Genomic DNA, 13,391 nt, shown 5'->3' with positions numbered 1-13,391 from the left:
ACTATATACGAATGCCGGCTGTAAAGAGTTCAAAGAAAATGAAAAGAAGCAGATGGAGATGATCCGGGGTCTATGGGTGTAGAGGAGCTGCGGTTTTAAGAGGATCTCTGCCTTTTTATTATAACAGGGTGAAAATCGCGGTGAACATTAAATAAAAAAGCCTGACCGTAAAGGCCGGACTTTACAATTAACTCCCCCTATACACCTGATATCCAAAAGGCGAAAAAGCAGCGGGATTTGATAGTCTGTTTTCTGATCGGAAGGGCTGCTCAGATGATGCGGCTTAACGCGCAATCCAAGGAGAATGCTCATAAATGACTCCGAGTAAGTTGCAATCCCTCACGTCAGAATGTCGATCGCTAATAGATATGTCAGATGTAACGATCTGCCCACAAGCAGAGGCACTAATATCACCCCAGCATCCATGGCTGATACACGCTCGAAACTAAGCGTCAGGACCATAACAGATTTTTGTTTCACTGCCCCTCCTTCATTATGTTCATTTTAGAACATGATATTGTTCGGGAGTGTCAGTGCATAGCTGCTAGAATAACCAAAATACTGAATATTAGTAAGAAAATAACAATCAGCCGATCAGCCGCTGTATTCTTAGCGCGAGGCGTAATCGCATGGTCGTCTCCGGATCTTTTAAACTTTTGCCAAGCAGCTCCTCACATTTTTCCAAACGGTAGATGACCGTATTGCGATGTACATATAATCGTTTGGCTGTTTCGGAAATCTGGCAGTGTGTTTCCAAATAAACGGATAAAGTATGGAGCAGGCTTTGATCCTCCTGCTGCCGGTCAGCGAGGCTTTGAAGGGTGGCGCTGTAAAATTTCTTCAAGTCTTCCGCCGGAAGGAGCCGGAGCAGTTCGGGAACATCTTTGACGTGGTACACTTGAATGAATTCAGTACTCCTTGACAAATGTCCGGAATGGAGAGCGTCTGAAGCTTCTGTAAACGCGTCGGGAACCTCGATCAATTTTTGGCAGATGTTGCTGATGCCAAAGGAGAGCGTTCGCTTAAATTGGGCCCGCACCTGTATTTGAAACTGTTCCAAAAAACGGATGACTGCTGTATGCATTTCACCCCAGCTGTCCGTCGCTTCAATTAAAAGAATACCGACGTTCCCTTTGATAAAAAGGTGGGGAGGGAATGGAAACGAAGACAGCTCTCCCTCGAGGAATTCAAATACACTGTCAGAAGCCAGCTGATTTTCTGTAAAGCTGATCGCTTTGTCGTTACGATCAAGCTTGCCCGCGATGCACATATATTTTTGATCCCAGCGAAGCCGGAATTCTTTGGCGCGGTTTTTGATTTCTTCATGGGTTGAAAAGGAATGCTCGATAAAATTGCTGAAAAACTCATTGCGCGCCCGGCGGCTGAACTGTTTCAGCGCGTTTTCCTTCAGCAGCTCGAATGAAATGACATTGGCCGCCTGCTCAATCGTGAGGACAATGCCTTTATCTGCGGCGGGCACCATTTCTGGAATTAACAGAAAGCCACAGTTTTTTTCATGGGTATATATAGGAAGGACAGAATACGTTTTCCGGTCAGACAGCATAGAAAAACAAGTGAAGAAGGGGCCGGATAAAGCGCGCAACATGCCTTTCAGCTTTGCGGTGTCGATTGGAATCTGATGGGATGCCGAAATCAGCTTTGTATGCTGGTCGAGCAAAATGACAGGAAGCTGGAGAATGGCTGACACCTTTTTGAGCAGGGATTGAAGGCCTTTGCCGCTCATAATGTGGCTGGTGAATTTTTTGTGGGCATATATGGCCTGCTGAAGCTCCTTCGAACGCATATCAAGAATATGGCTCAGTGTAGCGTTCACAATGTCGCCCAGCCGAATATCCTCAGCAAGCTCAATGACGGGGAATTCATAGTGGTCCGCAAGCTCAATAACGTCTTTAGGAATATCATCGAGGTAGCGCTTTGTTTTAATGCCGAGACCGGCGCAGCCCCGCTTGGCCATTTGCTTAATCAGCTCAGATAATTGATAGGGGTTATCTTTAAGGTGATAAGCGGTCGTCACGAGCAATTCATTTTTATGGAGGAAATCCGCAATATCAGGCGCATCCATCATATTTACATGCTGAACCTCTCTGGTTGCCCCGGACTGCCCCGCAATGATTTTTGCAGACTGATACGCCGGGATTTTCATGACATCGAAAATATTCATAGATCATTCTCCTTTTCTGTGAAAACTAACTATTGGTTAAGATGAATAAAAATAATCAGAAATTATAGCGTTTTTGCTGATGTAATACGATTATAATAGCAGTAAACTAATATAAATAGATTGAAATTGTTACATTATATGACATTAAAAAGGGGGGAAGCAAATGGCTTATGATCTGATCATAAAGGGCGCAAAGGCAGTGGGAAGAGAAGGCGTCAAAGAAGTTGATATCGCAGTCAAAGACGGAATCATCGCGGCGGTCAGTCCGGCTATTGAAGAAGAGGCGGACGAGGTGGTGCAAGCAGACGGGCAATATTTGTTTCCGGGGGCTGTAGACTGCCACGTCCACTTTAATGAACCGGGCAGAGAAGAGTGGGAAGGTATCCGGACCGGCTCACAAATGATGGCGGCAGGCGGCTGTACGACCTACTTTGACATGCCGCTTAATTGCATTCCATCCACGGTGACTGCTGAAAACTTACGTGCAAAAGCGGAACTCGGCAAGCAAAAATCCGCGGTGGATTTTGCCTTGTGGGGCGGATTGGTTCCAGGGCATATAGCCGACATTCGTCCGATGGCGGAAGCGGGAGCGGTTGGCTTTAAAGCATTTTTATCTAAGTGCGGCACAGAGGAATTTCATTCAGCCGATGAGCGGACACTTTTTAACGGAATGAAAGAGATTGCGGCTTGCGGTAAAATACTTGCTCTTCACGCGGAGAGCGATCCGATCACAAGCTTTCTGCAAGCTGAGCTGATGGATCAAGGGAAAATGGACGCCGATGCGTACGCCGCATCCCGTCCGGAGGAAGCGGAGGCTGAAGCGGTATATCGGGCGATTCAGTATGCGAAAGTGACCGGCTGCCCGCTTCATTTTGTACATATCAGCACGAGAAAAGCTGTTTTGCTGATTCAGCAGGCAAAAGAAGACGGAATGGATGTCACAGTTGAAACCTGTCCGCATTATCTGCTGTTCAGCCATGAAGACCTTCGGGAAAAAGGCTCTGTGGCTAAATGCGCTCCGCCGCTTAGGGCGGAAGCGTCCAAGGAAGAATTAATCAACATGCTGCTTGCCGGAAAGATTGACATCGTCTCCTCTGATCATTCTCCTTGTCCGCCGGCGCTGAAACGGGAGGACGATCTCTTTCTTTCCTGGGGCGGCATCAGCGGCGGGCAATTCACATTGCTGGGCATGATTGAGCTTGCCGCAAGCCGGAATATTCCTTTTGAAGCCGTCGCCGAATGGACGGCTGCTGCCCCGGCAGAACGTTTCGGCCTGTTGAAAAAAGGACGGATTGAAGCGGGGCGAGATGCCGATTTCGTATTCATCGAAATGAAGCCGCACACCGTGACAAAAGAAACAATGTTTTCCAAGCATAAACAAAGCATTTACGAAGGACATACATTTCCCTGCCGAATCACAGCGACATACAGCAGGGGGCGATGTGTGTATAAATATGATGGGCAAAAGCCCGCCCTGTATGAGGGAGAGCTGGTTGTTCCTTCATAAAGCCGGTCCCGAGCGGAGATCGCATGAGTGACTTCATCCGATCACAATCTTTTCAGGCTTCATGGAACTCAGTTCCATTGGGGATGGGAAAAGCCTTAATGTGGCGATTGCCCCCGTTACTTTAATTAAGATATTTCACATATTACGATTAAAAATACTTATTCCTATAATGGATACCGCCAACATTCGAAAATTTTGAACGCTAAGCAAATATCAACAAAACAAATCCACCTCTATTAACACAGAAGTGGATTTGTTTTTATATCGATTTTATATATTTTTATACTTTTTCTTTTCATTTAAAAAATCCTTATAGACTAAAACAGCAACAAAAATAAAACTTAGACTAACAATCCGGAAGATCATCTCTAAACTCATCCATTCAGCTAAAATCCCTAATACAAATGCGCTGACTCCAACACCAACGTCAAAACTGGAAAGAAAGGTTGCGTTGGCAGCGCCGCTTTTTTCTTCACTTACCTTTTGAACCGTCCATGTTTGTAAACATGGCATAACAGTTCCATAACCAGCGCCAAATAAAATCGCTGCAATAATAAGATAAAGATTATTTGTCGTATAAGACAGCATGACAAGTGACAAAAATCCTAGAACTGCTGCCACAACGATGATAGACCAAGGTCCTTTTTTGTCATACCATTTTCCTGTAAACGGACGTAGTAAAGTAGAGACAGTCGCATTGATAAGGAAGAATAGAAAAATATGATCTAATCCCTTTTGTTTTCCAAAAAGAACTAAAAAAGTAATGATCGCTCCAAAACCAAGTGTTGTAATAACCGTCAGTAATGCTGGGAACCATGCGTCTTTTTCAAAAATCGCTTCAAAAAATTGAAATGGCTGCCTCTCGTGTTTAACAGGAGCAGGTGAATATACAAATTGAAGCGCAATTACTGCCAATAGACTGAGTACGACGGATGACCAAATTAAAATATTGAAGGAAAAAGTGCCATAGATAAGGATACCTACACTCGGCGCAATGATAGCCCCGACCGTTGTTGAAATAGAAAAATACCCTATACCTTCTCCTAACCGTGTCTTAGGAATTAAATCGACTACAATTGTACTATTGGCTGTGGTTGATACCCCCCACGCTGCGCCATGGAAAAGCCGTAACAATAGCAAAAGCCAAATAATATGAAGAAAAGGATATAGCATTGTAATAATCATTAAAGCTGCACTGGCAATAATGGCAAGACTTTTCCGTTGGTTATCAATTAAATAGTACCCCACAAAAGGTCTGATTAGAACAGCCCCTAGTGTAAATAATGTTGTCATTAGACCTACTTGAATGGAAGATGCATTCATGCTTAACAAATACGCTGGTAAAATAGGCAGCAGCATTTCAAACCCTATAAATACTAAAAAGTTACTAATAAATAAAAATAGAAATGATTTATTAAAGATTTTTTGTTTTTTCATATTATTACTCCTCGCTTCTAATTATTTTTCTAAATTAGAAGCGTTTGGAACACTGAAACATTTCTATATTGCCTAAGTTTTTTAAACAATTGTCTCACCCTTTCTGAAACTCCTGGGAATTATTGCAACTTGGTTTTCGATATTTAGTGGTTCCTTACCTGATCTTTGTTCACTTTTTCATGAATTTCATCCAACAAGAGGCTGTATACACATATTCATCTCAATTCTTCACCTGTATAACGCAAAAAAGACGCCATATAAAACCGGCGTCTGGTTATTGCTTAGTATTTAATCAAAATGCACAAACCATTTAAGGGTTTTTTGCAGATTCTAAAATAAAAAGACAAAAAGCTTCCGGTCGCTGGTCTCTATATGAAGTTTGCTTAAAAAAGGACAGACTGGTCCCATTGAAAGTAAAACTCCTAGATGTAAATATGACTTTACTTCTGTTGCAATTCTTCTGAAAACAGCTTCCATGACTTTTTGCCTCCTTTCTTAATATTAGTAAATAGTTTTATCTACTTTAATATATGTTGATAAAAAAAGCAAATCCATCTGAGAATCCGTTATTGGCATTACTAAACACCTTCAATTATAACTAATCCTTTACCATGCCTTTGTTTTTAAAACATGCTAATAGTGGTATCTTTTACATGAAGAAGGAGGAAAACGATGATCCAGGATGAGCAAGAATTAAAAGACATTTTAACGAAATCATGGTCGCAGAAGACCAGTTCGAAATGGACGAAAGAATGCCCGTCGTGCGGCCAGTGCAGTGTGACGGCTTTGGTTATCCAAGACCGTTACGGCGGCTCCATATTAAAAACAAATGTCGGCGGCAGCTGGCATTTCTATAACAGCATAAACGGGGGCGTGTATGATTTCACGAGTGATCAGTTTCCGCAGCGGATCGTATACCAAAATATACCTTCCTCTAGAGAAGAAGCGTTTTTAGACACTAATGAGGAACAATATCTTTATCTGCAATCAGCTTTTTCTCAAAACATCAACAGCTTTTACAAGGAAACCTGAAAACACGTGTGATAAACTGGAAGAGAGGTGAATGATTGTGATTTATATCGGACTGACGGGCTGGGGGGATCATGACAGCATCTATCCGCCGAAAACAGGCAATCAGCAAAAATTACAGGCCTATTCTTCCCATTTTCCCATCGTAGAAGTAGATGCGAGTTTTTACGCGGTTCAGCCGCAGCGCAACAATGAAAAGTGGGTGAAAGAAACACCCGAAACCTTTCAATTTATCATAAAGGCTTTTCAAGGAATGACCGGCCACCAGCGCGGCGAGATACCGTTTGAGACAAAAGAAGAGATGTTTGACGCTTTTAAGGTGTCATTAACGCCTTATCTACATACCAATAAGCTGGCCATGGTGCTGTTCCAATTTCCGCCATGGTTTGATTGTAAAAAAGAAAACGTCGCCTACTTAAGGTGGTGCAAACAACAAATGGGGAGCATTCCGTGCGCCCTTGAATTCCGGCACCGTTCGTGGTTTTCGCCCCATTTTTATGAACAGACGCTTTCCTTTATGAAGGCTGAAGGCTGGATTCACAGTGTGTGCGACGAGCCGCAAATCGGTGAGGGCAGCGTACCGACCGTTTTAAAGGCGACAGATAAGAACAAAACGCTCGTCAGGTTTCATGGCCGGAATAAACAAGGCTGGATCAAACCTGATGGGGGACAAAACTGGCGCGAAGTCAGATATTTATACCGTTATAATAAACAAGAGCTAGAAGATTGGAAAAAGAACCTTGCCATTCTCCAGCAGCAATGCCGTGATGTTTACGTGCTGTTTAACAACAATTCCGGCGGAGACGCGGCTGACAATGGAAAAGAGATGCTGAGTATGCTCGGAATCGAATATACCGACCTCTCTCCAAGGCAGCTCGATTTATTCAACTAGGGAAAGAGGAGAATGTAAGTGTCTTATATGATTTTAATTGTATTGGGTTTGATTGCGGGTACAGTAGGAAGCCTGATTGGCCTTGGAGGAGGGATTGTCATTGTTCCCGCCTTGCTGTTTTTAAGCACCGCGACCCCTTTCTTTCAAGATGTAACACCCCAGGTCGCCATCGGGACCTCGCTTTTGGTCATTATTTTTACAGGCTTATCTTCCACGCTTGCTTATATTAAATACAAAACGGTTGATTATAAAAGCGGACTGATTTTCTTTATCGGTTCAGGCCCCGGAAGTATAATCGGAGCTTACGTATCAAAGCTGTTTAATTCTGATTCGTTTTCTGTCTGGTTTGGGATTTTTATGATTCTGATTTCAGTATCTTTAATGCTGAAAAAGAAAGCAAGGCCGCTGAACAAAGAGCATCAAGGGATAATTCGGACTTTTCGGGATGATTCGGGCGAGCCGTATACCTATTCCTACAATGCGGCTGCCGGAATTGCCATCGCCTTTGCCGTCGGTTTTTTAGGCGGGCTTTTCGGCATTGGCGGCGGTTCGCTGATGGTGCCCGCCATGATGCTTTTATTTTTATTCCCGCCAAAGGTCGCGGTCGCAACATCAATGTTTATTATCTTCCTGTCTTCTGTTACAGGATCTGTTTCTCACGTTCTCTCTGGCCATGTTGATTGGCTGTACGCTCTTGCTCTCATTCCGGGTGCTTGGTTCGGAGGGAAACTTGGCGCGGCTATTAATAAAAGAATGCAGACCAAAACGATCGTTGCCACCATGCGGATTGTGTTAATTTTAATCGGCTGCCAATTAATTTATGAAGGCATATTCAGATGAAGGATTAGGGAGAGATTGTATGTTAGAGAAACTCCGCTTATATCACACCAATGATTTACACAGCCATTTTGAAAACTGGCCGAAAATCGTCCACTATATTGAGCAGAAAAGAAAAGAGCATTTGTTAAACAGCGAAGAGGCGCTCGTATTTGATATCGGCGATCATGTCGATCGTTTTCAATTCGTGACAGAAGCGACATATGGAAAGACAAATGTAGATCTGCTGAACCGTCTTCATATAGATGCGGCTGCCATCGGGAATAACGAAGGAATTACCCTTCCTCATGAAGAGCTGGCGGCCTTATACGATCATGCCGAATTCCCCGTTATCGTCTCCAACCTGTTTGACAAACACGGAAAACGTCCAAAGTGGGCGGTGCCTTATGTGATGAAAACACTCGAAAATGGAATGACGATGGCAATTTTGGGTGTGACCGTACCGTATTATCCTGTTTATGACAAACTGGATTGGACTGTAACCGACGCTTTCGAGAAGATAAAAGAAATGATCGCAGAAGTGAAAGACAGAGCCGATATTATTATTTTGCTTTCCCATTTAGGCATTATTGATGACCAGGCGGCGGCTGAAGCATTTCCTGAACTTGATGTGATTTTAGAATCGCACACCCACCATTTACTTGAAAACGGCCAAATGGTAAATGGCGTTTTGCTCGCTTGCGCCGAAAAGTACGGCAACTATGTCGGCTGTGTCGAGCTGGTCATTGACAGCACACGGAGGCAAATTGTTGAAAAGAAAGCATCCGTTCAAAACATGTCTGAATGGCCGGAAGAATCAGAAGAGACGAAGGCGTTTCTTGAGGAAAAAGAACGTGAAGCCGAGGAATTGCTGGCTGATGAGATCGGCGTTTTGGACAAGGATGCGGAAGTCAAGTGGTTCGAGGAATCCGCATTGCCGAAACTTTTGGCCGAGGCGCTGCAAGAGTGGTGCGGCAGTGAAATCAGCATGGTGAATTCGGGCATCATCTTGGGGCCGCTGAAATCCGGGCCTGTGACCAAGCTTGACCTGCACCGCATCTGCCCGCATCCCATAAACCCTGTTACCGTACGTCTCACAGGAGAAGACCTCAAAGAAACAATCCTTCAGGCCGCCACAGAGAAAATAGAGCAGCTTCGTATAAAAGGATTGGGCTTCCGCGGAGAAGTGATGGGGAAAATGGTATATGCGGGGGCCGAGGTTCAAACGGAACGGCTTGATGACGGCATTACTGATGTCATCCATATCACGATAAATGGAGAACACATAGAAAAAGACCGCGTGTACACAGTCGGAACGCTGGACATGTTTACATTGGGAAGGCTGTTTCCTCTTATACGGGACGCGGAAGAAAAAGAATTTTTCATGCCGGAGTTTTTACGGGACCTTCTGGCCTGGAAACTTACACAGTAAGCTTTCTGCCCACAACAAGCTGTGCTCTTCATCATAAAGTATAGATGAAGGGAGTGATTTGATGTGGTAAACCTTACACCGATTCTCATTGAAGGTGAACCTTTTACAGCGGTCACTGTTAAGCTTCCCAAAACAAATTTTATGGCGGTGGCCAATGATCACGGATACATTATGTGCGGCGCGCTGGATGTTGCGCTGCTGAATGACAAATTAAAGGAACGCGGAATCATCGCGGGCCGGGCTGTCGGCGTCCGCACCATTGACCAGCTGTTGGACGCTCCTTTGGAATCCATTACGTACGCCGCGGAAGATCTCGGCATTCATGTGGGAATGAGCGGACGAGAGGCTCTTTTAAAAATGGCAAAATAAATTGTCCCGGCTATTACTATGTCCCCCTTTACAAGCATACATTGTGATATGTAAGGGGGGATTTTGCTTGCCAAGATTTCGCGGCCCTCTTCGTAAAAGAGGACCTTTGCCATTTCGGTACGTTATGCTGCTTACACTTGTATTTTTCCTCATTTCCACAACGGTAAGCCTGTGGATCATTAATGCCTCCATCAAACCGATTTTGATGGATATCGGAGAAATGGAAACGAAACGCGTGGCGATAGAAGTCATTCAAGCCTCAATTGAAGACTATATGTCAAATCGTGATAACATGAAAGACATGTTTGAGATGAACTCCGATGAAAACGGCAAATTAACGACAATCGATTTTAATACACAAATCGTCAACAGTATGAAAACGAAGATAACAAAACAGCTGCAATCGCATCTGAAAGAAGTGGAAACAGGCGAATTCACGCATAGCAAGAAACACGGATCAGGAAAAAATAGCGGCGCTAACGAGAATATTATGATCAATATTCCGCTGGGACAGGTGACCGGCAATACCATTCTCGGCAATTTGGGGCCGAAAATACCGGTAAGGTTTAGTTTAATCGGTGACGCGCTCACTGATGTGAAGACAAAAATTGAGCCGTACGGCATTAATAACGCGTTAATTGATATCAGTATCTCTGTTGAAATTAAAGTGAAAGTCATTATTCCGTTCGCAACCAAAACATCCGTCGTCACAAACACCATTCCGGTCTCTATCAAAGCGGTGCAGGGAGAAGTTCCGCAATTCTACAATGGAAGCGGCGGAACCGGTGTCACCCCGTCTGTTCAGCTGCCAAGCGGCAAAGAGGAAGACAGCGGATCATCAAAAAACAGTAAAAAAAGCAGCGAGTAAAATCAGCCGCCTTCCTTTAGAGGGCGGCTGTTTTCGCTACTTCTTTTTTCGTATTTCAAAACGTTCCCATGCTCTTAAATGCGGGTACGGATCAAACGACCATTCGGTTCTGCCGTTATCCTTGTACATACCGTAATGCAGATGCGGAGGGAATTTCCCGGCTGTTCCGGGCGGGCCGTAGCCTGAGCTGCCGACAGAACCGATCACTTGCCCCGGTTCGACAATCTGACCCGCTTTGATTCCTTTGGCAAAGCCGTTAAGGTGGGCAAAGTAATGATACGTATTATTCACATCTCTGATTCCAATTCTCCATCCTCCGAAGCGGTTCCAGCCTTTCATTTCAATCACCCCGTAGCAGGTAGACCGGACCGGCATCCCGTAATGGGCGAACAGATCCGTTCCTTCATGGATGCGCCTGCCTCCAAAACCACGGGCATCTCCCCATGTGCTCCGATAGCTATAATCTGTTCTGACGGGCAGCGGAAAGGCATGCTCACCGAGATCAATGTGACCGTAAGCCTTAAACAGTTTCATAAACTCTGTAATAATTCCGACAGTCTGATCACGATGATAAAAATTCCATAGTCCGATGCGGATATTGTCCACGTCCGTTCCGTATGACAGCAAGTATTGGGCGAATGTATACAAGATATCCTCGTCATTGCTGACCTCGGCTTTACCGTCGCCATCCCCATCCATGCCGATCCCGTCAAACACTTTTATACTTAGCGGAGCATCATCCTTAGGGTTAGGATTTTCAGGTCCGCTCCATATGTCATCCGGAATATAGATACTGATGATTCCTGATTTTTCGGGCAAATCGTTTCGGTTGCTGCGCACATTTTCTTCATATTGATCAACGGCGGCAAGCGCGTACCAAGGGATTTGCGTTACCGCTTCCGCCTTGCGGTATAATTCCATGCGTGCAGAGAGTACGGAATCCGGCTTTTCTTTGCCCGAAATGCTAGGCTCGAATGCAAACAAAAGGAGAAGAAGAGCGGATAACACAATTTTCACAAAATGATCTCCTTTCATATTGAATACGTATAGTTTGCGGCAACTCGATAAGAAAATGTCAGTAATTCTCTTCCCTTGTCGAGAAATTTTTCCTATGTTAAAGTGTCTAGAGAAAAGACTTTCTTTAGTTAGAAAAATAATATTTTTTGCAGAAACCAAGGTGTCTGCATCCATCGAGATTTCAGAATTTTTCGCGCTCAGGAAAACATATTGGATATTGGAGATGATGGGATTGGCAAAGAAAGACGAACACCTCAGAAAGCCCGATTGGCTTAAAATAAAGTTAAATACCAATGAAAATTACACGGGCCTCAAAAAATTAATGCGGGAAAACAATCTGCACACGGTGTGTGAGGAAGCGAAATGCCCCAATATACATGAATGCTGGGCGGTCAGACGTACAGCTACATTTATGATTTTGGGCTCTGTCTGTACAAGAGCGTGCCGCTTTTGCGCGGTTAAGACAGGCCTTCCGACAGAACTTGATTTGCAAGAACCGGAACGCGTAGCTGATTCAGTCAGCATTATGAATCTGAAGCATGCCGTTATCACAGCTGTTGCGCGTGATGACCAGAAAGACGGCGGAGCCGGTGTTTTCGCAGAAACTGTACGAGCGATCCGCAGAAAAAGCCCGTTTACAACCATTGAAGTGCTTCCGTCTGATATGGGCGGCAATTACGATAATCTAAAAACATTAATGGACGCGCGTCCCGACATTTTAAACCACAATATTGAAACGGTCCGCCGCCTCACTCCAAGAGTCCGCGCACGAGCGAAATATGATCGGTCATTGGAATTTTTGCGCCGTGCAAAAGAAATGCAGCCGGACATTCCGACGAAATCAAGCATTATGATCGGTCTGGGTGAAACAAAGGAAGAAATCATCGAAGTAATGGACGATCTGTTGGCAAACAACGTTGATATCATGGCAATCGGCCAATATCTGCAGCCGTCCAAAAAACACTTGAAAGTCCAAAAATATTACCACCCCGACGAATTTGCCGAATTAAAAGAAATCGCTATGCAAAAAGGCTTCAGCCACTGTGAAGCAGGTCCGCTTGTCCGCTCATCCTACCATGCGGATGAACAGGTTAACGAAGCTTCTAAAAAGCGCCAAGCGCAAGCATAATGCCAAAACGCCAGAATATCTGGCGTTTTTGTCATTTATGATTCGTTTGCAGCGGTCCTTGAGCTTGATCCTGATCTGTTTCTCCATTAGCATTTTCGTCTTCAGAGACAGGCCCTCCCTGCGGAGATTTTTTCATTTCTTGAATGGTATCCGCCATGATGTCACTGATATCTCTTGAATCAGAACGAAGCCTGCTGTAGTTCTCAATGGATTGCACAAGGTTTGGATTATCGGAAATATACACATGATAGTACCGCGGGATAACAGAAGCTGCTGTTTTTTTGACCTGGTCGGCCGTCTGCTCCTGTCTTTTTGAATTCGTTTGGTAAACAATGAGCGCTTCTTTGTCTGTCACGAGTGTCGCGGCATCTTGAACATGCGGGAGCTGAACCGTTAAACTGGAAATAACATGTGCGGTTTTTTCACGGTCAATTGTCGGCACTTTCGTTTGAGTGTCATCCGGCATGCTGTTTGCTTGGTAGCGGACATATCCAAACTGGCCATTTTTGTTATCCTGATTGAAAGACTCCTTTCGATCAGACACACTGATGGTCTTGCCGCCGATCTCCTTGTCGGTCTTGATATCCCGTTGCGCATCGTTTGTTTCGGCTCCCGTACAGCCTGTCAAAAGGCCAGCTAAAAGGCAGACGATATAAGCGGTATGTTTCATTTTAGTAAATCCCTCCTTACAGCTTAGGGTAGCCAAATCAGAT

Annotated in this window: 12 protein-coding genes; 8 read left to right on the top strand and 4 right to left on the bottom strand. The window is 44.5% G+C overall.

The window, feature by feature from the left end:
• Nucleotides 1-586 precede the first annotated feature (586 nt).
• Entirely contained in the window at nucleotides 587-2,182 is a 1,596-nt protein-coding gene (locus AAHT65_RS02020) for a PucR family transcriptional regulator (RefSeq protein WP_199679709.1), read from the bottom strand.
• A 163-nt stretch (nucleotides 2,183-2,345) separates the two neighbouring features.
• Here AAHT65_RS02020 and AAHT65_RS02015 point away from each other — a divergent pair, with 163 nt between their 5' ends.
• Nucleotides 2,346-3,689, top strand: coding sequence for an allantoinase (locus tag AAHT65_RS02015; RefSeq protein ID WP_343310898.1), 1,344 nt, complete (start codon nucleotides 2,346-2,348; stop codon nucleotides 3,687-3,689).
• Nucleotides 3,690-3,959: 270 nt separating this feature from the next.
• Here the strand turns inward: AAHT65_RS02015 and AAHT65_RS02010 are convergent, their stop codons facing one another.
• Nucleotides 3,960-5,126 (bottom strand): MFS transporter, encoded by a 1,167-nt coding sequence (locus tag AAHT65_RS02010; protein WP_150225045.1) that lies wholly within the window; start codon nucleotides 5,124-5,126, stop codon nucleotides 3,960-3,962.
• A gap of 672 nt (nucleotides 5,127-5,798) precedes the next feature.
• Here AAHT65_RS02010 and AAHT65_RS02005 point away from each other — a divergent pair.
• From AAHT65_RS02005 to yunB, 6 genes are all read left to right on the top strand, one after another.
• Nucleotides 5,799-6,158 (top strand): YunG family protein, encoded by a 360-nt coding sequence (locus AAHT65_RS02005; RefSeq protein WP_199679705.1) that lies wholly within the window; start codon nucleotides 5,799-5,801, stop codon nucleotides 6,156-6,158.
• Nucleotides 6,159-6,195: 37 nt separating this feature from the next.
• A complete protein-coding gene (locus AAHT65_RS02000; protein WP_343311494.1) occupies nucleotides 6,196-7,047 on the top strand; it encodes a DUF72 domain-containing protein in 852 nt (283 codons plus the stop codon).
• 18 nt (nucleotides 7,048-7,065) lie between these two features.
• Nucleotides 7,066-7,887 carry a sulfite exporter TauE/SafE family protein gene (locus AAHT65_RS01995; RefSeq protein ID WP_151290239.1) on the top strand — a complete coding sequence of 274 codons (822 nt, stop codon included), beginning with the start codon at nucleotides 7,066-7,068 and terminating at the stop codon, nucleotides 7,885-7,887.
• A 19-nt stretch (nucleotides 7,888-7,906) separates the two neighbouring features.
• Nucleotides 7,907-9,295: a bifunctional metallophosphatase/5'-nucleotidase gene (locus AAHT65_RS01990; RefSeq protein ID WP_088117905.1), complete on the top strand. Its 1,389-nt coding sequence runs from the start codon at nucleotides 7,907-7,909 to the stop codon at nucleotides 9,293-9,295.
• Between the two features lie 63 nt (nucleotides 9,296-9,358).
• Nucleotides 9,359-9,664, top strand: coding sequence for a YunC family protein (locus AAHT65_RS01985; protein ID WP_003327083.1), 306 nt, complete (start codon nucleotides 9,359-9,361; stop codon nucleotides 9,662-9,664).
• A gap of 67 nt (nucleotides 9,665-9,731) precedes the next feature.
• Nucleotides 9,732-10,532, top strand: a complete 801-nt coding sequence (gene yunB, locus AAHT65_RS01980; protein ID WP_035175273.1) for a sporulation protein YunB — start codon at nucleotides 9,732-9,734, stop codon at nucleotides 10,530-10,532.
• Nucleotides 10,533-10,568: 36 nt separating this feature from the next.
• Here yunB and lytH read toward each other — a convergent pair whose 3' ends face one another.
• On the bottom strand, nucleotides 10,569-11,549 hold the full coding sequence (gene lytH / locus AAHT65_RS01975) for an L-Ala--D-Glu endopeptidase (protein WP_106272750.1): 981 nt from the start codon (nucleotides 11,547-11,549) through the stop codon (nucleotides 10,569-10,571).
• Nucleotides 11,550-11,781: 232 nt separating this feature from the next.
• Here lytH and lipA point away from each other — a divergent pair, with 232 nt between their 5' ends.
• Nucleotides 11,782-12,678 (top strand): lipoyl synthase, encoded by an 897-nt coding sequence (gene lipA, locus AAHT65_RS01970; RefSeq protein ID WP_003327086.1) that lies wholly within the window; start codon nucleotides 11,782-11,784, stop codon nucleotides 12,676-12,678.
• Nucleotides 12,679-12,709: 31 nt separating this feature from the next.
• Here lipA and AAHT65_RS01965 read toward each other — a convergent pair whose 3' ends face one another.
• Nucleotides 12,710-13,348 carry a YhcN/YlaJ family sporulation lipoprotein gene (locus AAHT65_RS01965; RefSeq protein WP_343310897.1) on the bottom strand — a complete coding sequence of 213 codons (639 nt, stop codon included), beginning with the start codon at nucleotides 13,346-13,348 and terminating at the stop codon, nucleotides 12,710-12,712.
• Nucleotides 13,349-13,391: the final 43 nt, after the last annotated feature.

The sequence above is a fragment of the Bacillus atrophaeus genome, assembly GCF_039519175.1.
Lineage (GTDB): Bacteria > Bacillota > Bacilli > Bacillales > Bacillaceae > Bacillus > Bacillus atrophaeus.
This window is presented reverse-complemented; position numbering and strand designations above follow the sequence as displayed.

Excerpts from the sequence above, each read along its gene's own strand:
- AAHT65_RS02020 (WP_199679709.1), bottom strand. The coding sequence starts at position 2,182 with ATGAATATTTTCGATGTCATGAAAATCCCGGCGTATCAGTCTGCAAAA.
- AAHT65_RS02015 (WP_343310898.1), top strand. The coding sequence starts at position 2,346 with ATGGCTTATGATCTGATCATAAAGGGCGCAAAGGCAGTGGGAAGAGAA.
- AAHT65_RS02010 (WP_150225045.1), bottom strand. The coding sequence starts at position 5,126 with ATGAAAAAACAAAAAATCTTTAATAAATCATTTCTATTTTTATTTATT.
- AAHT65_RS02005 (WP_199679705.1), top strand. The coding sequence starts at position 5,799 with ATGATCCAGGATGAGCAAGAATTAAAAGACATTTTAACGAAATCATGG.
- AAHT65_RS01990 (WP_088117905.1), top strand. The coding sequence starts at position 7,907 with ATGTTAGAGAAACTCCGCTTATATCACACCAATGATTTACACAGCCAT.
- AAHT65_RS01965 (WP_343310897.1), bottom strand. The coding sequence starts at position 13,348 with ATGAAACATACCGCTTATATCGTCTGCCTTTTAGCTGGCCTTTTGACA.